The 22,854-nt window shown below is 35.7% G+C and carries 26 protein-coding genes; 25 read left to right on the top strand and 1 reads right to left on the bottom strand.

The window, feature by feature from the left end; genetic code table 11:
• Positions 1-16: 16 nt before the first annotated feature.
• From yhbY to ACO1PF_RS01760, 25 genes are all read left to right on the top strand, one after another.
• Positions 17-337: a ribosome assembly RNA-binding protein YhbY gene (gene yhbY, locus ACO1PF_RS01880; protein ID WP_423189685.1), complete on the top strand. Its 321-nt coding sequence runs from the start codon at positions 17-19 to the stop codon at positions 335-337.
• Between the two features lie 15 nt (positions 338-352).
• Positions 353-1,018 (top strand): nicotinate-nucleotide adenylyltransferase, encoded by a 666-nt coding sequence (locus tag ACO1PF_RS01875; RefSeq protein ID WP_423189684.1) that lies wholly within the window; start codon positions 353-355, stop codon positions 1,016-1,018.
• On the top strand, positions 987-1,589 hold the full coding sequence (gene yqeK, locus ACO1PF_RS01870) for a bis(5'-nucleosyl)-tetraphosphatase (symmetrical) YqeK (protein ID WP_423189683.1): 603 nt from the start codon (positions 987-989) through the stop codon (positions 1,587-1,589). The genes ACO1PF_RS01875 and yqeK overlap by 32 nt, the downstream gene beginning before the upstream one ends.
• Positions 1,590-1,600: 11 nt before the next feature.
• A complete protein-coding gene (gene rsfS / locus ACO1PF_RS01865) occupies positions 1,601-1,960 on the top strand; it encodes a ribosome silencing factor (protein ID WP_423189682.1) in 360 nt (119 codons plus the stop codon).
• Positions 1,960-2,682 (top strand): class I SAM-dependent DNA methyltransferase, encoded by a 723-nt coding sequence (locus tag ACO1PF_RS01860; RefSeq protein WP_423189681.1) that lies wholly within the window; start codon positions 1,960-1,962, stop codon positions 2,680-2,682. Before rsfS ends, ACO1PF_RS01860 begins: the two co-directional genes overlap by 1 nt.
• A gap of 11 nt (positions 2,683-2,693) precedes the next feature.
• A complete protein-coding gene (locus ACO1PF_RS01855) occupies positions 2,694-3,881 on the top strand; it encodes a nucleotidyltransferase (protein ID WP_423189680.1) in 1,188 nt (395 codons plus the stop codon).
• 124 nt (positions 3,882-4,005) lie between these two features.
• Positions 4,006-4,566: a YceD family protein gene (locus ACO1PF_RS01850; protein ID WP_423189679.1), complete on the top strand. Its 561-nt coding sequence runs from the start codon at positions 4,006-4,008 to the stop codon at positions 4,564-4,566.
• A 41-nt stretch (positions 4,567-4,607) separates the two neighbouring features.
• Positions 4,608-4,787 carry a 50S ribosomal protein L32 gene (rpmF, locus tag ACO1PF_RS01845; RefSeq protein ID WP_423189678.1) on the top strand — a complete coding sequence of 60 codons (180 nt, stop codon included), beginning with the start codon at positions 4,608-4,610 and terminating at the stop codon, positions 4,785-4,787.
• A gap of 146 nt (positions 4,788-4,933) precedes the next feature.
• A complete protein-coding gene (locus ACO1PF_RS01840) occupies positions 4,934-5,308 on the top strand; it encodes a DUF3397 family protein (RefSeq protein ID WP_423189677.1) in 375 nt (124 codons plus the stop codon).
• A gap of 174 nt (positions 5,309-5,482) precedes the next feature.
• Positions 5,483-5,914, top strand: coding sequence for a division/cell wall cluster transcriptional repressor MraZ (gene mraZ / locus ACO1PF_RS01835; RefSeq protein WP_423189676.1), 432 nt, complete (start codon positions 5,483-5,485; stop codon positions 5,912-5,914).
• Positions 5,915-5,942: 28 nt separating this feature from the next.
• Entirely contained in the window at positions 5,943-6,896 is a 954-nt protein-coding gene (gene rsmH / locus ACO1PF_RS01830; protein ID WP_423189675.1) for a 16S rRNA (cytosine(1402)-N(4))-methyltransferase RsmH, read from the top strand.
• Positions 6,897-6,934: 38 nt separating this feature from the next.
• Complete coding sequence (ftsL, locus tag ACO1PF_RS01825) at positions 6,935-7,306, top strand: cell division protein FtsL (RefSeq protein WP_423189674.1); 372 nt, start codon at positions 6,935-6,937, stop codon at positions 7,304-7,306.
• Between the two features lie 122 nt (positions 7,307-7,428).
• On the top strand, positions 7,429-9,483 hold the full coding sequence (locus ACO1PF_RS01820; protein ID WP_423189673.1) for a penicillin-binding transpeptidase domain-containing protein: 2,055 nt from the start codon (positions 7,429-7,431) through the stop codon (positions 9,481-9,483).
• Positions 9,484-9,510: 27 nt separating this feature from the next.
• The gene (mraY, locus tag ACO1PF_RS01815) at positions 9,511-10,473 is read left to right on the top strand and encodes a phospho-N-acetylmuramoyl-pentapeptide-transferase (RefSeq protein WP_423189672.1); all 963 of its coding nucleotides are present in this window, start codon (positions 9,511-9,513) and stop codon (positions 10,471-10,473) included.
• A 96-nt stretch (positions 10,474-10,569) separates the two neighbouring features.
• Positions 10,570-11,952: a UDP-N-acetylmuramoyl-L-alanine--D-glutamate ligase gene (gene murD, locus ACO1PF_RS01810; protein WP_423189671.1), complete on the top strand. Its 1,383-nt coding sequence runs from the start codon at positions 10,570-10,572 to the stop codon at positions 11,950-11,952.
• Between the two features lie 19 nt (positions 11,953-11,971).
• Positions 11,972-13,102, top strand: a complete 1,131-nt coding sequence (murG, locus tag ACO1PF_RS01805; RefSeq protein ID WP_423189670.1) for an undecaprenyldiphospho-muramoylpentapeptide beta-N-acetylglucosaminyltransferase — start codon at positions 11,972-11,974, stop codon at positions 13,100-13,102.
• Positions 13,103-13,122: 20 nt separating this feature from the next.
• A complete protein-coding gene (locus tag ACO1PF_RS01800) occupies positions 13,123-13,932 on the top strand; it encodes a cell division protein FtsQ/DivIB (RefSeq protein ID WP_423189669.1) in 810 nt (269 codons plus the stop codon).
• A 226-nt stretch (positions 13,933-14,158) separates the two neighbouring features.
• The gene (ftsA, locus tag ACO1PF_RS01795) at positions 14,159-15,469 is read left to right on the top strand and encodes a cell division protein FtsA (RefSeq protein WP_423189668.1); all 1,311 of its coding nucleotides are present in this window, start codon (positions 14,159-14,161) and stop codon (positions 15,467-15,469) included.
• Between the two features lie 33 nt (positions 15,470-15,502).
• Entirely contained in the window at positions 15,503-16,738 is a 1,236-nt protein-coding gene (gene ftsZ, locus ACO1PF_RS01790) for a cell division protein FtsZ (RefSeq protein WP_423189667.1), read from the top strand.
• Positions 16,739-16,762: 24 nt separating this feature from the next.
• Positions 16,763-17,227: a cell division protein SepF gene (locus ACO1PF_RS01785; protein WP_423189666.1), complete on the top strand. Its 465-nt coding sequence runs from the start codon at positions 16,763-16,765 to the stop codon at positions 17,225-17,227.
• 25 nt (positions 17,228-17,252) lie between these two features.
• Positions 17,253-17,552, top strand: coding sequence for a YggT family protein (locus ACO1PF_RS01780; RefSeq protein ID WP_423189665.1), 300 nt, complete (start codon positions 17,253-17,255; stop codon positions 17,550-17,552).
• 6 nt (positions 17,553-17,558) lie between these two features.
• Positions 17,559-18,344 carry an RNA-binding protein gene (locus ACO1PF_RS01775; protein WP_423189664.1) on the top strand — a complete coding sequence of 262 codons (786 nt, stop codon included), beginning with the start codon at positions 17,559-17,561 and terminating at the stop codon, positions 18,342-18,344.
• A gap of 74 nt (positions 18,345-18,418) precedes the next feature.
• The gene (locus ACO1PF_RS01770) at positions 18,419-19,093 is read left to right on the top strand and encodes a DivIVA domain-containing protein (RefSeq protein ID WP_423189663.1); all 675 of its coding nucleotides are present in this window, start codon (positions 18,419-18,421) and stop codon (positions 19,091-19,093) included.
• Positions 19,094-19,359: 266 nt separating this feature from the next.
• Positions 19,360-22,140, top strand: a complete 2,781-nt coding sequence (gene ileS / locus ACO1PF_RS01765) for an isoleucine--tRNA ligase (RefSeq protein WP_423189662.1) — start codon at positions 19,360-19,362, stop codon at positions 22,138-22,140.
• Between the two features lie 177 nt (positions 22,141-22,317).
• On the top strand, positions 22,318-22,521 hold the full coding sequence (locus tag ACO1PF_RS01760; RefSeq protein WP_371261621.1) for a cold-shock protein: 204 nt from the start codon (positions 22,318-22,320) through the stop codon (positions 22,519-22,521).
• A gap of 56 nt (positions 22,522-22,577) precedes the next feature.
• Here ACO1PF_RS01760 and ACO1PF_RS01755 read toward each other — a convergent pair whose 3' ends face one another.
• On the bottom strand, positions 22,578-22,820 hold the full coding sequence (locus ACO1PF_RS01755; protein WP_423189661.1) for a GlsB/YeaQ/YmgE family stress response membrane protein: 243 nt from the start codon (positions 22,818-22,820) through the stop codon (positions 22,578-22,580).
• Positions 22,821-22,854: the final 34 nt, after the last annotated feature.

The raw sequence follows: 22,854 nt of genomic DNA, 5'->3' as shown, positions 1-22,854 counted from the left end.
AGAAAAGAGGATCAATATGAAATTAACAGGAAAACAAAAGCGTTTTTTACGTGCGGAAGCAAATCATTTATCACCCGTTTTTCAAATCGGAAAAAATGGTTTAACTACTGATATGGTTGAAGAATTTGAAGAATCACTTGGAAATAAAGAATTGATGAAAGTGCAGTTGCTTCAAAATACTGACTGGACTGCTTCTGAAGCGGTGGCCTTCATTGAAGAAAATTCCGAAATTACCGTTGTACAAAAAATAGGCAAAGTATTAGTTTTATTTAAACCTTCTGAAAAAGAAAAGTATCAGCGTTACTCTTCTCGCTTGCCTAAATCCAATCATTCATAAAGGGGAGCATGACCGTTGGTAAATATAGTTGCGGATGTCGTCGTTGAACCTAAAGTAATCGATGAGCTGTATGAGACGTTTCCACGGAGAAAAGTAGGTATATTAGGTGGAACATTCAACCCCCCCCATTTAGGTCATTTGATTATTGCTGAACAAGTGAAAAACCAGCTGGGGTTAGAAAAAGTAATGTTCTTGCCAAGTGCTAATCCTCCACATAAAAAAGAAAAGAAAACCATCGATGCCAAACACAGGATAGCAATGATACATGAATCGATCAAAGATAACGAAGGGTTTTCAATAGAAGAAATTGAAATCCGGCGTGGGGGTAAAAGCTATACTTACGATACGATTGTTCAACTTAAAGAAATGAATCCTGATATAGAATTTTATTTTATTATCGGAGCGGATATGGTAGAGGATTTAAAAAACTGGTATAAAATTGATGGCCTTTTACAAATCGTACAATTTGTAGCGGTCAATCGTCCTTACCACAGTTTAGATACGTCTTATCCAGTTATTGCAGTTGACGTACCGAACATTGATATTAGTTCGAGTTTGATTCGTCAAAAGGTTATGGATGACTGTTCAATAAAATATTTAGTTCCTACAAAAGTTGAGAAATATATCGAAAGTGAAGGATTATATAAAAATGAAAAAAATTCAGATGGATTATCAAAGTGATTTAATTAGTATAAGTAGAGAAGAACTAATTAAAGTTATGCAGGATTCAATGAGTCAACGAAGGTACAGGCATGTATTAAGAGTAGAGAAAACGGCTATAAAACTTGCCGGAAAGTACAATATTGATAAAGAAATGGTTAGTATCGCTGCTTTAGCGCACGACTATGCAAAAGAAAAACCTGATGAAGAAATGCGAGATTTGATTATCAGTGAAAACCTGGAATTAGATATGTTGCAGTTTGGAAGTAATATTTGGCATGGTCCTGTTGGGGCGGTCCTCATGAAGAATGAATATCAATTAGAAGACGAAGCTATATTAGAAGCAATAAAATTTCATACCATCGGGAGTCCGACAATGGGTGAAATTGCTCAAATAATATACGTTGCTGATTATATAGAACCTAAACGCTCACACAGAGGTGTAGATAAGGCAAGGAAATTAGCTGAAAAAGACCTGTCAGCGACGGTTGCTTATATAACCAGACAAACATTAAAACATTTAGTTTACAGAAAAAATAAAATATACCCCAAAGCTGTAGAGACTTATAACGCTTGGGTGGTAGAAAAATAAGGGGAAAAAGTATGACTCAATCATCAATGGATGTACTAGAATACGTAGTAAAAGCGGCAGATTCAAAGAAAGCCGAAGATATATTAGCACTGGATATGAAAGATGTTTCGTTGTTAGCAGATTATTTTGTTATCCTGCATGCAAATAATGACAGACAGTTAAATGCAATCTCATTAAGTATATTAGAAGCAGCTGAAAAAAATAATCAAGAGGTTAAACGAGTTGAAGGAAAAGATAACGCACAATGGATCCTTATTGATTTAGGAGATGTTATTGTTCACTTGTTCAAACAAGAAGATCGCGAGTTGTATAAATTAGAGCGCTTATGGTCTGACGCAGAACAAGTAGATATAAGCAAATGGCTTGATTAATGACTTACAACTGGTTTGCCAAAGTATATGATAATCTCATGGATGATAGTCTTTATGACAAGTGGTTAGTCTATACACAAAGATACATCCCGAGTGGAGAAAAGATACTTGAACTTGGCAGTGGAACGGGCATACTGGGGTTGAAACTAAAAAGTAATGGTTATGATATCACTGGTTTAGATTTGTCTGATGAAATGTTGAGTATTGCATACAACAGACAGCTTGATGAAGGGGTGTCATTTCCTTTAATACAAGGTGATATGAGAAATCTAGAACATCTACCCATGTACCCTGGAATTATATGCTATAGTGACGCCCTATGTTATATGGAAAATGAGAAAGAAGTTTCGATTGTTTTTAAAGAAGTTTATAACCGCTTGGAAAAAAACGGCACATTTTTATTTGACGTACATTCTATCACTCAAATAGAAAAGTTTTTAACATCGTCATTTCATGCAGAAACAGATAATATTGTTTTTATATGGGATAGTTTTGAAGGGGAATACCCTTATTCAGTGGAACATGAATTGTCTTTTTTTGTTAATAACAAAGATAATTTATATGAAAGGTTTGAAGAGACACATAAAGAAAGAACTTATCCGATAGATGTTTATATTGAATTGTTACGAGAAGCGGGTTTCCATACTATCGACGTGAGCGCTGATTTTACAGATGAAGTGAGTGAAGAGAGTAAGCGCTGGTTTTTTGCTTGTACTAAGTAAGGGGTTTGTTTATGAAAGTATGTGGGGTTGTAGCCGAGTATAATCCGTTTCATAATGGGCATTTGTATCATCTTCAAGAGGCTAAAAAGAAGACTGAAGCTGAAGTTATGATAGTAGCCATGTCAGGCAACTTCCTTCAAAGGGGTGAGCCCGCAATTGTTGATAAGTGGGACAGAGCATCACTTGCGTTGCAGCATGGTGCGGATATCGTTGTCGAGATACCTGTAGCTTTTAGCGTCCAGCCGGCGGACTTATATGCAAAAGGCGCTATAGAGCTTTTGCATCACCTGGGCATTCAGGTATTGAGTTTCGGAAGTGAATCTGGAGAAGGTTCTGATTTTGTTCAAGCTGCAACTGTTTATCTAGAAAAAGAAAAAGAAATAAATGACCTTTTTCGTAAAGAACAAAAACAAAAACTGACTTATGCAAAAAACATGAGTGATATTCTCTCAAAACATTTTCCAGAATTCAAACTGGATCTTACTGAGCCGAATAACATGCTTGGCTTCGCTTATGCAAGAGCACTGAAAAAATATAACAGTTCAATTGAGATTGAAACGATTCTCAGAAAGAGCAGTCACTATCATGATAGTGACGTCATAGCGGGTAATGAAATCGCCAGTGCAACAGCCATTAGAAATCTGCTGTTTTCTGAAGATAAGTGGGATGATCATCAAACACTGCCTTTTCCTAAAGAAACAAAAGAGATTTTAAATAAAAGTAAACATGTAAACTGGGATGATTATTTTCCATATCTAAAGTACCGAATACTGACAACCCCGCACTCTGAGTTGAGTCGGATTTATTTAATGGAGCAGGGTTTAGAATATAGAGTGAAAGAAGTCATTAAGGAATCTTCCAATATGAATGACTTTTTATCTCGATTAAAAACGAAACAACTTTCATGGACAAGGCTACAGCGTCTAAGCTTTTATATGCTGCTTAATCAATCAAAAGTAGAAATGGAAAAGATGACAGAGGGCATAGAGTATATACGCGTATTAGGATTTAATGAAACAGGACAAAAATATTTAAGTCAGATAAAACGTCATTTAAAGAAACCATTGATCACAAACATAAATCAGAAAAACAACAAGTTACTCGCTTATGATTTAATGGTGGGGGATGTTTATAGATTAGCCGATCAAAATAAAATTGTGAGCCAAGATTATAAAAGAAAGCCTCTTAAAATACATTGACATTGTCAGCTTAAAATAGTATAATTATTTTTGTTGCTCAATTAAGTGAAAACTTTTTAAAAGTAATAATTTAAGTGTCTATGATATTAGGTTGAAAAAGACGTTTAACACTGAGGTGAAGTCTATGAAAATCAAATGGGCATTAAATGAATTAAAAAAATATCAGGATTCTTCTTTAGCTGTAAATGGATCCGTCGATTTAGAAAAGTCACTGAAAAAACGTGACGATGAAATAATCGCGACAAGTCCAGTTTCCTTAAAAGGAAGTTTATCAGTTGAAGAAAAATCTGTTTATTATGTTGATTTGATGGTGAGTGTGAGAATTACTATACCATCTTCTCGTTCTTTAGAACCAGTAGATGTGTCAATGGAATTCCCATTTTCAGAAATCTATCTAGCCCCTGATTCTCCTGTTAGTTTGAAACAATTTTCAGAAGAACAGTTAGCTGAACGATTGTCCGCGGATATATTAGATCTCAGTAAACCAATTGAGGACGCAATCCTAACTAATAAACCCAGTCAAGTATTTACTGATGAAGAGCTTGAGACGGATGATTTACCGAGCGGGAAAGATTGGATAGTATTACCAGAAGATCAGCATAAAGATCACATTAATTCATCTAATGATGAGGGAGATCCGAGATTTGCGGTGCTTAAAGATCTCTTCAAAGAAGATAACGAGTGAGCATATAGAATTTTAATCCTTTTAAGGAGGTGTGTTGGAAAATGGCAGTACCTAAAAGAAGAACATCTGTTAGCAGAAAAGCAAAAAGACGTACTCATATCAAATTGGACCTTCCAAACATGAGTGATTGTCCTAATTGTGGCGAAGTTAAACGTAATCACCACATTTGTACTTCTTGCGGACATTACGCAGGCAAAGAGGTCATCAATAAAGAAGCTTAATTTAATCGATCTATCAGATAAATTAAATTATATAAAAAAGTGTTTATGACTATTGTTCATAAACACTTTTTTTGATTCTCTTTAGGTTATGTTTTACATAAATAACATTGAATTATAATTCGAAGATAAGAAATGGAAGTGACTTCGTGGGCTCATTAACAAATGTACTCCCTTTAATTGGTTTTTATTTAGCGCCATTTATTATATTTGTTTTTTCAAAATGGATCAATAAGCAATTCAAATCGATACAACTATCGATAAAAGTTGTCGATTTGATTATACCCTATATGATTTTGCTTCTGTTCATCATCAGTCAACTCTATCTAGCAATTAATCTTTTGCCTTACCTGTTTATTATAATCTCAGTACTAGGTATTCTTTTAGCATCTTATTATACGTTCTACAGACAAGAGTTGAATCTTTATCTGTTTTTCAGAATGTGGTGGCGTATAGTGTTTATTATTTGTTTGATTACCTACGTCGGTGCAGGTATCTGGCTGATATATCAAGGAGTAATTTGAAGGAAGAGTTAGTAATAAAAATTTAATAAACAAGCGTTCCCTAGTCATATGTATCAATGACTAGGGCTTTTTTTATGTAAGTTTATAAATAAATATAATTAAGAGGAATAATGTGGTGGAAAGTGGGGAATTGTGGTAGACTTTACCTTATAAGTGGGAAAGGGGTGCAGTGAAATGTTATTAGGTGAATACAAACATTCAATTGATGCAAAAGGCCGCTTGATTGTTCCAGCTAAATTTAGGGACGATTTAGGCGAACGTTTCATTGTAACCCGCGGATTAGACGGTTGTCTTTTTGGATACCCCATGGAAGAATGGAAGCTTCTCGAAGCGAAGTTGAAACAACTTCCTCTTGCTAAAAAAGAATCGAGAGCGTTTACACGATTCCTATATTCAGCAGCTACTGAATGTTCACTTGATAAACAGGGAAGAATTAATTTGCCCAACACATTAACTGAGCATGCATCACTTGAAAAAACGTGTTATGTGATTGGTGTGTCTGATCGTATTGAAATATGGAGCGAAGACAGGTGGACCTCATTTGCTGAAGAGGCTAATGAATCATTTGAAGACATAGCTGAAGAGATGATAGATTTTGGATTCTAACACGGATAGTCAGCAAAGGGGTAAGAAAATGCCGGAATTTCAACATGAAACAGTATTATTGAATGAGACTGTAGAGGGTCTCAATATAAAACCAGATGGTATATATGTCGACTGTACTTTAGGTGGAGCAGGACATACTGCACTTCTCTTAAATGAATTAAGTACAGAAGGTCACGTATATGCTTTTGACCAGGACATGACAGCCATTGATAACGCTAGTCAATTGTTATCGGAAGAACTAAACAGTGGAAAGTTAACATTTATACATGATAATTTCAGAAACATAAAATTCGCCTTAGAAGAGAGAAACGTTTCAAAAGTAGATGGTATTATCTACGATTTAGGTGTTTCCTCTCCTCAGCTGGACGTTACAGAAAGAGGATTCAGTTATCACAAAGATGCTCAACTGGACATGCGAATGGATCAAACTCAAGCGTTAACTGCTCACGATATTGTAAATAAGTGGGATTATAGCGATCTGGTCCGGATTTTCTTCCGATATGGTGAAGAAAAATTTTCAAAACAGATTGCTCGAAAAATTGAAGCAAGTCGAGAAAACAAGTCTATAGATACGACACATGAATTAGTGGCCATCATTAAAGACGCTATTCCAGCATTCGCACGGCGAAAAGGCGGTCATCCTGCCAAGCGTGTATTTCAGGCGTTGCGCATTGCAGTAAATGATGAACTGGGTGCTTTGGAAGATTCATTGGAGCAAGCCGTTGATATTTTAAATGTGGGTGGACGTATAAGTGCTATAACATTTCACTCGCTAGAAGATCGAATAGTCAAACAATTATTCAAAAGTTATTCAGATTTACCAGAATTACCTCGTGGGTTACCTATCATTCCAGATCATAAACAACCTATCCTGAAAATGATAAACAAAAAACCTATTTTACCTTCTGAAGAAGAACTGAATGAAAATAATCGGTCAAGAAGCGCAAAGCTAAGAATAGCCGAAAAACAAAGAGAAAAATAATGTGCTAATAATTTAATCCAGAAAGGAGAAGGGTACCAATGATGAATGACAATTTAGCTAGACAATTAGCTAATGAAACACAGCCATTAACACAACCCGAAAAGACTGAAAATAGAGAGATTGAAAAAAAACTACATAAAGGTTTAACTCGATTAGAGATTGTAGTTAGTGGTTTGTTTGTATCTGTTCTTTTTATATTGGCAGTTACACACATCACTTTATCAATGCAGGTCTCAACAATGAACAGGAGTATTCAAGACCTAGCATCACAAGCGACAATCGTTCAAATAGAAAATAGCAACTACGAACAGAATGTACAAGAATTGTCACGTTATGACCGTGTATATTCCATTGCCAAAGAAAATGACTTGAAAATGAATGAAGAGCAAATTAGGAATGTGTTTAAATGAGACGTATTAAAAGAAAATTAAAGGCTTCGAACCCTTTTCACAACAGAAAATATATAGCGATAGCGCTGTATATTTTTTGTTTTATATTGTTTTTTGGTGTATTTTCAAGGTTTGCTATTATCATGGTAACTGGAGAAGTTAACGGAGAGAACTTAATTCAAAATGTGCATAAGTTATATACGAGAAATAATACCTTGCAGGCTAACAGAGGGACGATATATGATGCAAACGGGAACCCCATTGCTTTGGATGCGAATTCATATAAAATGGTTGCCGTATTGACAGATGAATGGTCGACTCCAAAGCGCCCTATTCATATTCAAGATCCTCAGGCAGTGGCACAAGTTTTATCTGAACATATGTCAATGAGTGAAGAAGAGCTTCATGACAGATTAACCTTGGATAACAGTCAAGTAGAGTTTGGAAGTGACGGGAATAATTTAACTTATGAAACAGTGAGCGGAATTAAAGAAAGCTTAGAAAAACAAGAGTTGACAGGTATAACGTTTGAGGAGAAAAAAAGTCGACTATATCCAAACGGAACGTTTGCATCTCATACGGTCGGTTTAGCTCAAAGAGATAGTGAAGCTGAGGACAGTCAATCGCTTAAAGGTGTCTTAGGTCTTGAAAAAGAATTTGATGACATATTAAGTGGTGAAGATGGATGGATAGAATATCAGCGGGATCGGTTTGGTTATGTTATTCCCAATCAGGAAATAGAAGAAGTTCTGCCGACTGATGGCAATGATATACAGTTGACAATTGACAGACGCATGCAAATATTTCTGGAAAGCATTGTCGAAGACGTCAATGCTGAACATGAGCCAGAAGCAATTACGGCTACGTTGATGAATGCAAAAACAGGTGAAATTTTAGCAACAACGCAGCGTCCAACATTCAATGCGACGACTAAGGAAGGTATCGATCAAACCTGGCAGAACTTTTTGATTGAATATACTTTTGAACCCGGATCTACCATGAAGGTAATGACATTAGCAGCAGCGATTGAAGAGGGAACGTTCAGACCCAATGATTATTATCGTTCAGGTAAGATTCAAATTGGCGGGGGCACTGTCCATGATGTCAAACCAGAAGGCTGGGGTTATATCTCCTACCTTGAAGGACTGGCTCGTTCCAGCAATGTTTCTTTTGTGCATCAAATCGAAGAAATGGGTTATGATAAGTGGAAAAATCATTTAGATTCCTTTGGTTTCGGTCAAGAAACAGGCATTTCTTTACCCAATGAATACAGTGGGTCTAATCCTTATGATCGCACACTTCAAAAAGTCAATACATCATTTGGCCAAGGAATATCTGTAACGCCTATTCAAATGCTTCGTGCTTTTTCGGCAGTCACCAATGAAGGGAATATGGTTGAACCTCACTTGGTCAAAAAAATAATAGATACCAAAACAGGTGAAGAAGAGCTTGTTGAAACTGAAGAAACAGCTACGTTGATATCTAAAGAGACAGCGGTGCAAACACTTGAATATTTAACTGAAACAGTATACAGTGATGTAGGTACAGCCAGAGGGTATGAAGTAGAAGGATTTGAAATTGCAGCTAAAACAGGGACAGCTCAAATCTCTCGTGAAACAGGCGGATATTATTCGGGAGGTTCGAATTATATCTATTCAGTTGTGGGTATGGGACCTGTAGAAGACTCAGAACTTATCTTATACGTGACTGTACAAAAACCGACATTAAACGGTGTTGGTCACGGGAGTCATGTGGTTCAAAAAATATTTAATCCAGTTATGAAAAGAGCACTGGAATATTACTCTAATGCAAATGATAGTGAAGTGGATTCAGTTGAAGAAGAAAAACAACAATTAGAAAATGTTATTCAACAAAGCACTCAAGCTGTGATGGATCAATTAGATAACGAAGAAATAGATTACAGCATTATCGGTTCAGGGGATACGATCGTTCAGCAGCATCCAGATCCGAACGCTGAAATCGATGCATCAAATCGTGTCATGCTTTTGACTAACGGAGCCATGACTTTGCCTGACTTGACAGGTTGGTCAAAGAGTGACGTGTTAAAATTGGCAGAATTGACTGGTATAGATGTTACATTCGAAGGTGAAGGCTTTGTATTGTCGCAAAACCTACCTGCCAACGCCTTTATCGAGAGTGGAAATGAACTGACAGTAGTTTTGTCTCCTAACCAATAATTTAGCTAGTAAGGAAGGAATAGAATAGTGCAAAGCATTCAATTAATATATCCACTGCTATTAAGTGGAGTAATCGTTACAGGGTTAATGCCTGTATTTATAAAGTATTTTAAGCAAAAACAAATGGGCCAGATAACCAGAGAGGAAGGTCCTTCTTGGCATGAAGCAAAATCAGGCACGCCTACTATGGGAGGCATCACACTTATCATAGCCGTGTCGATCATTTCTTTGATATCCAGTGTGGTTTTTCCGGTCAATTCGTTACTCGTTCTCTTACTTATCTTTATATTATTAGTTTATGGAACTATCGGTTTTGTTGATGATTATATAAAAGTCATTATGAAACGTAATTTAGGATTAACAAGTTTGCAGAAACTGATCGGACAAATAGTAGCGGCTATTCTGTTTTACTTTGGTGTTTCACGAGTCCTAGATATTCAAAGTATCGCTTTGCCTTTTGGGAATGAAGTAGAGTTAGGCTATTTTTATGCTTTGTTTATTTTATTTTGGTTAGTTGGTTTTTCAAATGCGACGAATTTGACGGATGGCATTGATGGATTACTAGCAAGTACTGGTTTTATTGCTTATTTTAGCTACACTATTATTGCTATTCTTCAAAATCAGTATGAAGTAGCTATCTTTACATCTGCGATCATGGGCTCTTTGATTGGCTTCTTTATTTTCAATAAAAAACCAGCCAAGATTTTCATGGGTGACGTCGGTTCGCTTGCTTTGGGAGCTAGTTTAGCTGCAGTGTCTATTGTTTTAAATCAGGAGTGGACATTACTCTTGATCGGGATAATATTCGTAATTGAAACAGCCAGTGTCATGATACAGGTGACATCATTTAAATTAACAGGTAAACGTGTATTTAAAATGAGCCCGATTCATCACCATTTTGAAATGGTAGGATGGAACGAATGGAAAATAGTTATTATTTTTTCATTGATAACTTTAATTGCTTCTTCAATAACGTTTTTAATGCTTTAGTATACTGAAAAACTGGTAGTAGCTTTCTACTTCCAGTTTTTTTAGATTCATTGTAGACTTGTACATAAGTAATTTTAAATATTAGAGGAGTTTTTTATGAAAAATGCATCGCAGTTTAAAAATAAAAATGTCTTGGTATTAGGTCTGGCAGTCTCTGGCTATAACGCAGCGCTAGTACTTAATGAACTTGGAGCTAATGTGACCGTAAATGATTTCAAAGACTTAAGCCAAAGTGCTGAAGCTAAAGATTTAACAGATAAGGGAATTGTAGTAATATCAGGAAGTCATCCTTTAGACCTGTTAGAAAAACCACTTGATTTTGTTGTTAAGAATCCGGGTATTCCTTACACTAATCCTTTAGTAAAAAAAGCCAAAGATAAAAATATCTTAATCATTACTGAGGTAGAGTTAGCTTACTTGATATCGGAAAGTCCGATTATCGCTATAACGGGCACCAATGGAAAAACAACGACAACAATGATGATCGAAAGGATTTTAAATGAGAATCGTTCTATCGGAAAAGCTTATGCAGTAGGTAATATAGGAACACCGGCCAGTTTAATTGCTCAAAAGTCGTCTGAAACAGATGATCTGGTTTTGGAAGTATCAAGTTTTCAGTTAATGGGGATAGAGAAATTTCATCCGTCGATTGCAGTTATAACCAATATCTATTCAGCACATCTAGATTATCATAAAACAAGAAATGAATACGTTAATGCGAAGTTAGCAATAACTAAAAATCAATCTTCAGCCGATTACATTGTGTATAATTATGATCAAGATGAATTACGCGAGTTAGTATCGAGTACTGCCGAGGCAAAATTAGTGCCATTTTCTCGCAAAAATGATTTAGATACTGGCGTTTATGTGAAAGGCGACGTTATTATGTATAATGGAGAACCGGTAATGTCTAGGGATAATATCTTGATCCCGGGAGAACATAATTTGGAAAATGCACTAGCTGCTATAGCTGTTGCGAAACTTAAAAGAGTAAAAAACGAGGATATCATCAATGCATTCCAGGAATTTAAAGGTGTGGATCACCGTATGCAGTTAGTAGATACCATAGAGAATAGACGATTCTATAACGATTCCAAAGCCACTAACACCTTGGCGATGATTCATGCATTAGAAGGATTTTCTGATCCGATCGTGTTGCTTGCTGGCGGGTTAAATCGAAACGAATCGTTTGATGATTTGGTCCCACTATTAAAAAAACACGTTAAAGCTATCATTACTTTTGGCGAAACAAAGCACGAACTAGCTAAAGTCGCCAAATATGCCGATATCGCTAAGATTGTTGTAGCAAATAGTGTCCCTGAAGCGACGTTAGCAGCTTTTGAAAATAGCGAAGCCGGAGATGTTGTTTTATTGTCTCCAGCTTGTGCAAGTTGGGATCAATACGTTAATTTTGAAGAACGAGGTAATGATTTTATCGATACAGTCAAGTCTATAAAGGAATCAGTCAAAGGAGGTTGAGCACAAACGTGCGATAATTATGAAAATTCTAGTTACAGGTGGAGGTACAGGGGGCCACATTTACCCTGCATTAGCGTTAATGAACAGAATGAAAGAAGTGGATCCAGAAACTGAATTCCTTTACGTGGGGACCGATCGAGGACTCGAAAGTACAATTGTCCCTGATCAGGGATATAATTTCGAACCGCTTAGAGTTGAAGGATTTAAACGGAAATTAAATTTTCAAGGATTAAAATATAATATAAAAACGATTCAACTGTTTGTAACGTCAATTAATAAGGCGAAAAAAATAGTTAGAAAATTTGAACCAGATGTGGTGATCGGTACCGGTGGTTACGTGAGTGCACCTATGTGTTATGCTGCATCAAAATTAAATGTCCCCACACTTATTCACGAACAAAATAGCGTAGTTGGGCTGACTAACAAATTTTTAGCAAGACATGTTTCGGCAATAGCTATTTGTTTTGATGAAGCTCGTGATCAATTTGGAAAACACAAAGAGAAAGTCATCTATACGGGCAACCCTCGTGCGCAGGAAGTGGCCAACTTTGTACAGACCGATGTTTTGTCTGACTATCAATTAGATCCTGATAAACATACTGTTCTTATTTTTGGAGGAAGTCAGGGAGCGTCGAAGATAAACGAGACAGTAAAGAATAGTTGGCCACAGTTGATAAATAAATCTTATCAGACTCTATTTATCACTGGCAAAAACCACTACGAGCATATTAATAAAGAATTGGAAGAATCAACACGATATGTTTCTGATTCATCATCAAGTGGAGTGAAAATCGTGCCTTATATCAATAATCTTCCAGAGGTGTTTGCATCTGTTTCGTTAGTCGTTTCCAGAAGTGGTGCGACAACACTCTCAGAATTGACGTCATTGGGTATCCCTAGTATTTTGATACCTAGTCCAAATGTAACAGAAGATCATCAAACAAAGAATGCGCAAAGTCTTGAAAAAAAAGGCGCAGCAGTCGTATTGAAAGAAGAAGATATGAATGCTGAGCAGTTAGTTGGAAAAATTGATTTATTGATGAATGATAAAGAGAAGCGTGAAAAAATGAGTCACGCTTCTAAGCAGTTAGGTAGACAAGATGCGTCGGATTTAATTATAAACACAATCGTAAATCTTTTAAAAAGATGAAACCCTTAGGAGATAGGAATATGAGTAAAAAAGAGGGGAAACGTACAGAATCAGAAAAATTAAAGACATCAACAGATTCCTCTGTTATTCATTTGAAACAATCAAGAAAGAGATTGATAAATTGGGGAATAGTAGTCGGATTGCTTTTATTCATATTGCTTATTTCACTTTATCTTGTCAGTCCGTTTCGTTTAGCTAATGATATAAGTGTTTCTGGATCTGAGGAAGTTTATGACCAGGTCATTCTAGATTCAAGCGGGCTAAATTCAGGAGATTCTATTTGGGAAGAATATATGAATAAAAGAAAAATAGAAGAAAAGATAGTACAAGATAATCCTCAAGTTGCACAGGCAGAATTGTCTTTGTCTGGCATTCAGAATTTCGTTATTACAATTGAAGAATACAAAACAGTTGCTTATTTATCTAGTAATAATACGTATAAAAAAATATTGGAAAATGGCGATATATTAGATGAATCAGTTCCTAGAATCAACGCTAACCAACCAATATTAAATGGATTTGAAGAAGGTCGTCCTTTAGAGTTGATGATTGATGAATATGAAAAAGTAGACGCAGATGTTCAAATGCTTATTTCAGAGATCGATTATCTTCAACATGATAGAAATGACATGTTGGTAAGTGTTTTTATGAATGATGGGAACGAGATACTGGTATCTATCCCTGTTTTTGCTGAACGATTAAATTATTATAACCAAATGAAAGCAGCAGTAGATAATACTAGAGGAATGTTCGATTTAGAAGCTGGTGCGTATTTCATTCCATTTACGTCAGATAATGAAGACGATCCAGAAGAAATAGAGGGATTTTAATAAAAAGCAAGAGTAAACATCTCGTTTAACTCTTGCTTTTTCATTAATAACAGATATTTTTGTTTGTCACACAAAAGTAATCGAAAAATACCGATAAATCAATAAACACTCTTCATTCTACCTGTCAATTTATGGTAAAATGATATGAGTAGTAACTTTAATTATAAAAATTCTTAAAAAAATTATTTTAGACAGTTAAGTTTTAGAGATAGGAGGTTTCAATAAATTGAAAAATGGTGTTTATACAAGTTTGGATATTGGAACCACTTCAATTAAAGTCATTGTTTCTGAAGTTTTAAATGGTCAGATGAATGTTACTGGAGTTGGAAGTGAAAGAACAAATGGTATAAGTAAAGGTTTGATTATTGATATTGACGAAACTGCTCATTCAATAAAAAAAGCTGTAGAGCAAGCAGAAGAAAAAGCAGGCGTTACAATTGAATCACTCATTGTGGGTGTTCCTGCATTAAATATTGAAATTAAACCATTTCATGTCAGTGTGGATGTATCCAGCGCGAATCAGGAAGTTAATGATTCAGTTATTGAGAAGATGGTAAAACAGATTCGCGAAAGAAAAGTTTCCTCAGATCAAACGCTTTTATCTGTAATGATTGAAGAATTTATTGTAGATGGATTTGACGGGATTAAAGACCCAAGAAAAATGGTTGGCAATCAAGTGGAGTTGTACGGAACGGCAATGACGGTTTCTAAAACGGTCTTGCATAATATTAAAAAAAGTGTAAATAATGCGGGCTATGCTATCGACGACGTCTTATTTCAACCAAAAGCGATGTCAGAATTGATTATGTCGGAAGATGAACGCCGTTTTGGTACGATCCAAATAGATTTAGGTGGTGGACAAACAACAGTCTCCGCTATTCATGATCAGCAGGTTAAATTTTCAAGTATAATTAAAGAAGGCGGCTCGAACGTCACGAAAGATATTTCAGTCGTTTTAAATACATCGTTGAAAAATGCTGAGAAATTGAAAAGAGAAGTTGGGTATGCGTTTATTGATGATGAATCTCTAGCGAATGATCAATCTATAACGATAGATGTTGTTGGTCAAGACAATACAATTCAAGTTAAAGAATCGTATATTGCAGAAATAATAGAAGCAAGAATGGCTCAGATTTTTGAGCAAGTTAAAACTGAATTAGATGGAATCGGAGCACTTGAGTTGCCAGGAGGTATTGTTTTGACTGGCGGTACTTCAGCTATCCCCAAAATCGAAGAATTAGCTGAAGAAATTTTCAATGTGCATGTAAAAAAATACGTTCCTGATTTTATGGGTGTCCGTTATCCGTCATTCACAAATGCCATTTCATTGGTCTTTTATAAAGCGAACATGGATGATATACACGAAGTAATGAATCGTTATGTTTTGTTTGATGGTGAAACCCCATCACCCCAACTAGTTAAGCTGCAAGACACAAAAACAGTGAATACGAATGAAAAAAAATTAAATGAAAACACAGAAAATAATGAGACTATTATAGACAAAATCAAGAATTTTTTAACACATTTTTTTGATTGACAACTTTATAATTTCTACAGGAGGAAAAATAGTATGGATTTAGAATTTGATTCTTTTGCTGCAAATGGAGCTAAAATTAAAGTAATTGGTGTCGGTGGTGCAGGTGGAAATGCTGTAAACCGAATGATTGAAGATGGCGTACAAGGTGTTGAATTCATTGTAGCTAATACCGACTTACAAGCATTAGATATGATGAGTGCAGAAACTAAAATTCAACTTGGACCCAAATTGACACGTGGTTTGGGCGCTGGAGCTAACCCGGAAGTTGGAAGAAAATCAGCCGAGGAAAGTGAAGAAGCACTAGCAGAAGCATTAAAAGGTGCTGATATGGTATTTGTCACTGCAGGAATGGGTGGCGGAACAGGAACTGGCGCAGCTGGAATCGTAGCTAGAATTGCTAAAGAGCAAGGTGCTTTAACCGTTGGTGTGATTACTCGACCGTTTACATTTGAAGGTCCTAAAAAAGGACGTTTTGCGGCAGAAGGCATTGCCTCTATGCGCGAGCATGTGGATACCTTAGTAACGATTTCCAATAACCGTCTACTTGAAATAGTAGATAAGAAAACACCGATGATGGAAGCCTTTAGAGAAGCTGATAACGTTCTTCGACAAGGTGTACAAGGTATTTCTGATTTAATTACAAATCCTGGCTATGTCAACTTAGACTTTGCTGATGTTAAAACAGTAATGGAAAATCAAGGTTCAGCATTGATGGGTATCGGTACAGCTTCTGGGGAAAACAGAACAGCTGAAGCGACTAAAAAAGCCATTTCATCTCCGTTGCTAGAAATATCATTGGATGGAGCCGAAAATGTACTGTTAAATATTACTGGTGGTTCTGACTTGACACTATTTGAAGCACAAGATGCTTCTGATATTGTATCAGGAGCAGCAACAAATGAAGTAAACATAATCTTTGGTACATCGATCAACGAGGATTTAGGAGACGAAGTAGTCGTTACAGTTATTGCTACGGGGATTGATCCTGAAAAAAGAGGTTCTCAAGCTAAAAAAGCTAAACAAACTACCCAAAAAACTTCAACTTCAACTCAGTCACAGTCAGTAAATAAAGAAAGAGACCCTTTCGGTAACTGGGATATCCGAAAAGAACCTAATCTAAGAGATCGACACAATGCTGATTTAGATGAAAAAGCTGAAAATAAAGCTGACTCTTCAAAAAATCTCTTTGATCGTGAAGACACTTCTGGAGATGCATCTAATGCTGAAGAAATGGACACACCTCCTTTTTTCAGAAGAAGACGTAAATAAATCATCAGAAAGGAAGAGTATAAAATGAATTTAAAGGATAAATTAAATGATTATTTTTCTCTGAATGATAATGATGACGACTTAGATTATGAAGTGGACGTTGCTTCAACTCAAAAAGAGAATAAGATTATGACAGCTCCTTTAGCATCGCCAAATAAAAAAACTAATAATAAGATGACTGGTCAAAATGTTGTTGCGATAAATCAGCAACAAGCTTTAAAAAAGCCCCGTATAAAAGTTGTTGAACCGCGCTTATACTCGGAAGTCCAATCTATTGCTGATGTGTTGTTAAACAATCAGTCAGTTATTTTGAATTTTAGAAGAATGGAAAAAGAGCAGGCCAAAAATATGATTGATTTCTTAATGGGTACGACCTATGCAATTAAAGGTGATATCCAAAGATTGGGAGAAGAAATATTTATATGTACTCCTCAATCATTTGAAGTTGACGGTTCAGAATTACAAGCGTTAAAAAATACTGATTTTTAATTAGAATGGAGTTCCAAAAGTAATTATGGTAGTTCAAATATTATCAGCAATCTTTAGATTAATCATGCAAGGAATCGATCTTTATAGAATTGCTTTAGTTGTTTATTTTCTGTTATCTTGGATGCCTGGCGGATATCAATCCAAACTAGGTCAGATCCTCATAAGGATTTGTGAACCGTACGTAGGTATATTCAGACAATTTGTTCCATCTATTGGCATGGTAAGTTTAGCAGGGATTGTCGCGTTTTTCGCATTAAATTTCATCGAATATGGAGTAGAAGCCGTATTTCAACTGTTATATCAACTTTTAACGCAAATGGGATGATGTTAAATGGAAAATTCATATCAACATTTTAGAGATGATGAAAGACTTTTTATTGATCAGGTGTTAGATTGGGTACAGAAGGTGGAGTTGCAATATTCACCGTATCTGACTCCATTTTTAGACCCAAGGGAGCAATACATTTTAGAATCGATCGTAGGGCAGCATAATGAAGTGAGAGCTGAAGCTTTTGGAGGATATGAGGCGGCTGAACGAAAGCGTCTTTATCTTTCGCCTTCATATTTTGAACCCGTGCAAGAAGATTTTGAAATTAAAATTGCTGAGTTGCGATACCCTAAAAAATTTACTGACTTATCTCATGGAAAAATTTTGGGAACACTCATGGGTGAAGGGATAAGACGAGAAATGATTGGAGATATTATAACTGATGGTGAGGATTGGCAATTTTTTGCTGACGCATCGATTATGCAATTTTTTCTTTCGTCTTTAACAAAAATTGGTAACATAACCATTCAAATCGAAGAAATCCCATACACTGAGATTCTTCTTCCTAAAGATACATGGGAAGAAAGATTTGAAATCGTATCTTCTTTGAGACTTGATGTCATATTAGCTAGTGTTTTTCATATTTCAAGACAAAAATCTAAAGAACTCATTTCATCAAAAAAAGTAAAAGTAAATTGGAATGAAACTGAGAGACCAGATGTAGTATTAGGTATACATGATGTTCTTTCAATTCGTGGGTATGGCCGGCTTCGTATAGAAGCAATCGAAGGTAAAACAAAAAAAGAAAAGATTAGACTCAAGTTAGGTTTCTTAGATCGTAATAGATAAAAACTTGAGTCTGGTTTCTACTTTTTATACATTGAAAAAAAAAAGTAATTAAATAATTATGGAGGTGTTTTTCCATGGCACTAACACCAATGGATATACATAATAAAGAGTTTCCTGTTAGAATGAGAGGATATGACCAAGATGAAGTCAATGACTATCTTGATCAAATCATCAAAGATTATGAAATGCTCTTGAAGCAAAAAAAAGAGATGGAAAAGAAATTTGGTTTAGCTGAAGAGAAATTAGCTAATTATGATCAGATGCATGATTCATTAAATAAATCTATTTTAGTGGCACAAGAAGCAGCCGACAGATTGAAACTTAATGCTGACAAAGAAGCAGAAATGATTGCAAAAGAAGCTAATACCAAAGCGTCAAATATAAAACACGAAGCTGAAAACAACGCAGATGAATTATTAAAAGATGCAGTCACTAAGGCACGTAAAATCGAACTGGAAACAGAAGAACTAAGAAAACAAAGCAGAATATTTAGACAAAGACTTCAGTTGATGATAGAATCTCAATTAGAATTAGTTAAAAAAGAAGAGTGGGATGATATATTACAACCATCCATCTCAGAAAAACCTGAAATAAAGACAATCCAAGAAGTAAAAAAAGAATTGGATCAAAAAGATAGTGAAGAGAATTCTATAGAAGCAGAAATCACTGGTAAGTCGTCTTTACCCATAGCAGAAAGCACTGATGACGAGTATGAAGAGGGTATGACACCAGCTATTGAACTTCCATAAATTAAATAATCAGAAAATCTTGAAACACCTTTTGGGTGAAAACTTTACAGAGAGTCAATGAAAGCTGAGAAATTGACAAGTAGAAACTGAAATTGATCCTTCAAGTCATCGGATAATGAAATAAAGTAGTTATTCGCGTATTCCTGCGTTAAAGGGTTGAGGAAAAGTAACATAACTTTTCGAATTAAGGTGGTACCACGAAGATTTCGTCCTTTAGGATGGAGTCTTTTTTTTGCATCAAAAATAATAATATTAAGGGTGATGAAATGGAAATGAAAGAAACGCTTAATTTGCTTAAAACACAGTTTCCTATGCGAGCAAATTTACCTAATAAAGAGCCGGAAAGACAAGAAGAATGGAAAGAGCAAGATGTTTACAATCGCAGACAAGAGTTGAACAAAGATAAACCATCATTTGTTTTACATGACGGACCTCCTTATGCAAACGGAAATATTCATATCGGTCATGCGTTAAATAAGGTATCAAAAGATATTATCGTAAGGTATAAGTCTATGTCAGGATTTCGTGCTCCTTACGTACCGGGATGGGATACTCATGGTCTGCCGATAGAGCAGGCACTTACGAATACAGGTGTGGATAGAAAAGCAATGTCTGTTGCAGAATTCAGAAAATTATGTGAAGATTATGCCTGGAAACAAGTAAACAAGCAACGTGAAGATTTTAAACGTTTGGGTGTTGCGGGAGAATGGGATAATCCTTATGTAACGTTAACAAAGGATTATGAAGCAGAACAAATTCGTGTTTTTGGAAAAATGGCAGAAAAAGGTTATATTTATAGAGGATTGAAACCAATCTATTGGTCACCCTCGAGTGAGTCCGCTTTGGCTGAAGCAGAAATCGAATACCATGATGTCCGTTCTGCTAATATTTATGTTGCATTTAAAGTTAAAGATGGGAAATCTTTGCTTGATACGGACACTTCATTTATCATTTGGACGACCACGCCATGGACTTTACCGGCTAACTTAGCTATTGCTGTTAAACCTGACGCAGATTATGGTGTATACGAAGTAGATGGCAGAAAATTTGTCGTGGCATCTGATATGGCTGATGATATTGCCGAAACATTAGAATGGAACGATGTTAAATTAATTAAAAAAATTCCAGGTAAAGATTTAGAGGGTGTCACAGCACAACACCCATTTTATGATAGAGAGTCCCTACTCATTATCGGCGACCATGTTACATTAGAGGATGGTACTGGTTTGGTCCATACTGCTCCCGGTCATGGTGAAGATGACTATATTGTATGTCAAAATTATAAATTACCTATCATATCTCCAGTTGATGGTAGAGGATGCTTTACTGACGAAGCACCCGGACTAGAAGGTGTATTTTACGATAAAGCAAACAAAATAATCACCGGATGGTTAGAAGAAAACAATGCGTTATTGAAACTTGAATTCTTTACGCATAGTTATCCACATGACTGGCGAACAAAAAAACCTGTTATATTTAGAGCGACACCACAATGGTTTGCTTCTATAGACGATTTCAGACAAGATATTTTAGATGCAGTTGAAAAAGTAGATTGGTTACAACCATGGGGAATGCAACGTATATATAATATGGTGCGTGACCGTGGCGATTGGGTCATATCGAGACAGCGTGCATGGGGAGTACCTCTGCCTATATTTTATGGTGAAAATGGGGAGCCTATAATTACCCCGGAAACAACTGAACATGCAGCTGAATTATTTGCTGAACATGGCTCGAATGTATGGTTTGAAAGAGAAGCAAAAGACTTGTTACCTGATGGCTTCGAACATCCTTTTAGTCCTAATGGTGAATTTACAAAAGAAACGGATATCATGGATGTATGGTTCGACTCAGGATCATCACATCACGCCGTGCTTCGTCAAAGGGAAAACCTTACATTCCCAGCTGATTTGTATTTAGAAGGATCAGATCAGTATCGTGGCTGGTTCAACTCCAGTATAACAACGTCGGTAGCCATAAATGGTGTCTCACCTTATAAAGCTGTTTTGTCACAGGGAATGGTTCTAGATGGGGCAGGCAAGAAGATGAGTAAATCGATAGGGAATGTCATCGATCCGAATAAAGTTATCAATCAGATGGGAGCGGATTTGATTCGTTTATGGGTTTCTAGTGTTGATACACAAGCCGATGTCAGAGTAAGTATGGATATTTTAAAACAGGTATCAGAAGTGTATCGCAAAATTAGAAATACCCTTCGTTTCTTAATCCAAAATACAGAAGATTTCGATTTCAAAAATGATGGCATTGCTTATGCAGACTTAAGACCAGTTGATCAATACATGATGAATAAATTGAATCAAACTGTAGAACATGTAGTTGATGGTTATGAACGTTACAATTTCTCAGACATTTTTAAAGAAATCAATCATTTCTGTACACTTGATGTATCTAACTTTTATGCTAACTTTGCAAAGGATATTCTTTATATCGATGCTCCGGATGCGTATGACAGACGTGCGATGCAGACAGTCTTTTATCATATCGTGAGAGACTTGACTAAGCTGCTTACACCAATCTTACCTCATACTGCTGAAGAAATTTGGAGTTATTTAGAGGAAGAAGAACGGTTTGTTCAATTAGCAGAATTCCCTGAAGTTAAAAATTATGGTAATTCAGATGAATTGTTAGACCAATGGAAAGCATTCATGTCTTTACGTGATAAAGTGCTAAAAGCTAATGAAGTAGCTAGAGAAAATAAAATTATTGGTAAAGACTTCGAAGCAAAAACAACCTTATTTGTTTCTGAGTCCATTAAAGAGCTTTTAAATTCTATGAACAGTGATATTAGACAAATATTGATTGCTTCCGAAATCAATGTCAAAGATTTGAAAGAAAAACCAGCAGATGACAGAATATTAGATTTTGACAATGTTTCTATCCTGGTTGAGAGAATGCAAGGGGATGTATGTACACGATGCCGCATTACAACAGAAGATAGTATTCAGTTATCTGAAGATGAATTCTTATGCCCACGTTGTCACGACATTTGTGAAGAACACTATCCAGAAGTATTAATTCAGGATTAATATATATATAAAAAGAACTTCTCTATGGTTTTTATTAGAGAAGTTCTTTTTATATGTCATTACGTTGAAATTAACCGCTTTCTTATGTATAATTTAAGTGTAATAGAGATTGAAAAGATTACACAGTTAATATGTATCACATTTAATGTCTATTGCAATAATTTTTTAGGAGGATGCATAATGGTTCAAGGTAAAGTAAAGTGGTTTAATGCCGAAAAAGGTTTCGGATTTGTTGAAGTCGAAGGACATGAAGACGTATTTGTTCACTTCAGCGCAATAGATAGCGAAGGGTACAAGTCACTCGATGATGGCGAAGAAATTGAATTTGAAATCGTAGATGGCGAAAGAGGACCGCAAGCTGCAAACGTAAGAAAGATATAAAAAAATAAAAAGACTTCCTTTATTTTAAGGAAGTCTTTTTTGATTGAATGTAATTATTATAGACGGCTTGCGATCAAGTCGTATATGAAAACAATTAAAATAGCACCAACAATAGCTGGTATAATTTGAAAACCGGCTAAAGTAGGTTCTAATTCGAATAAAGCTTGTCCTGCCCAAGCACCGATGAAACCAACTATGATATTACCAATAATTCCACCGGGAACATTTGTACCAACGATAGCTTGACCGATTGCACCAATGATTCCTCCAATAATAAGTGACCAAATAAATCCTAACATACTTATCTCTCCTCTATTTGAAATATAATCTTGC

The organism is Alkalibacterium sp. f15 (genome assembly GCF_049389645.1).
Taxonomy (GTDB): Bacteria; Bacillota; Bacilli; order Lactobacillales; family Carnobacteriaceae_A; genus Alkalibacterium.
This window is presented reverse-complemented; position numbering and strand designations above follow the sequence as displayed.

Excerpts from the sequence above, each read along its gene's own strand:
- ACO1PF_RS01800 (WP_423189669.1), top strand. The coding sequence starts at position 13,123 with ATGAGTAAAAAAGAGGGGAAACGTACAGAATCAGAAAAATTAAAGACA.
- rpmF (WP_423189678.1), top strand. The coding sequence starts at position 4,608 with ATGGCAGTACCTAAAAGAAGAACATCTGTTAGCAGAAAAGCAAAAAGA.
- murG (WP_423189670.1), top strand. The coding sequence starts at position 11,972 with ATGAAAATTCTAGTTACAGGTGGAGGTACAGGGGGCCACATTTACCCT.
- ACO1PF_RS01785 (WP_423189666.1), top strand. The coding sequence starts at position 16,763 with ATGAATTTAAAGGATAAATTAAATGATTATTTTTCTCTGAATGATAAT.
- ACO1PF_RS01780 (WP_423189665.1), top strand. The coding sequence starts at position 17,253 with ATGGTAGTTCAAATATTATCAGCAATCTTTAGATTAATCATGCAAGGA.
- ACO1PF_RS01855 (WP_423189680.1), top strand. The coding sequence starts at position 2,694 with ATGAAAGTATGTGGGGTTGTAGCCGAGTATAATCCGTTTCATAATGGG.
- yhbY (WP_423189685.1), top strand. The coding sequence starts at position 17 with ATGAAATTAACAGGAAAACAAAAGCGTTTTTTACGTGCGGAAGCAAAT.
- rsfS (WP_423189682.1), top strand. The coding sequence starts at position 1,601 with ATGACTCAATCATCAATGGATGTACTAGAATACGTAGTAAAAGCGGCA.
- ACO1PF_RS01755 (WP_423189661.1), bottom strand. The coding sequence starts at position 22,820 with ATGTTAGGATTTATTTGGTCACTTATTATTGGAGGAATCATTGGTGCA.
- ACO1PF_RS01850 (WP_423189679.1), top strand. The coding sequence starts at position 4,006 with ATGAAAATCAAATGGGCATTAAATGAATTAAAAAAATATCAGGATTCT.
- mraZ (WP_423189676.1), top strand. The coding sequence starts at position 5,483 with ATGTTATTAGGTGAATACAAACATTCAATTGATGCAAAAGGCCGCTTG.
- ftsZ (WP_423189667.1), top strand. The coding sequence starts at position 15,503 with ATGGATTTAGAATTTGATTCTTTTGCTGCAAATGGAGCTAAAATTAAA.
- ACO1PF_RS01775 (WP_423189664.1), top strand. The coding sequence starts at position 17,559 with ATGGAAAATTCATATCAACATTTTAGAGATGATGAAAGACTTTTTATT.
- ACO1PF_RS01820 (WP_423189673.1), top strand. The coding sequence starts at position 7,429 with ATGGTAACTGGAGAAGTTAACGGAGAGAACTTAATTCAAAATGTGCAT.
- rsmH (WP_423189675.1), top strand. The coding sequence starts at position 5,943 with ATGCCGGAATTTCAACATGAAACAGTATTATTGAATGAGACTGTAGAG.
- ACO1PF_RS01860 (WP_423189681.1), top strand. The coding sequence starts at position 1,960 with ATGACTTACAACTGGTTTGCCAAAGTATATGATAATCTCATGGATGAT.
- ACO1PF_RS01770 (WP_423189663.1), top strand. The coding sequence starts at position 18,419 with ATGGCACTAACACCAATGGATATACATAATAAAGAGTTTCCTGTTAGA.
- ileS (WP_423189662.1), top strand. The coding sequence starts at position 19,360 with ATGGAAATGAAAGAAACGCTTAATTTGCTTAAAACACAGTTTCCTATG.
- yqeK (WP_423189683.1), top strand. The coding sequence starts at position 987 with ATGAAAAAAATTCAGATGGATTATCAAAGTGATTTAATTAGTATAAGT.
- ftsL (WP_423189674.1), top strand. The coding sequence starts at position 6,935 with ATGATGAATGACAATTTAGCTAGACAATTAGCTAATGAAACACAGCCA.
- murD (WP_423189671.1), top strand. The coding sequence starts at position 10,570 with ATGAAAAATGCATCGCAGTTTAAAAATAAAAATGTCTTGGTATTAGGT.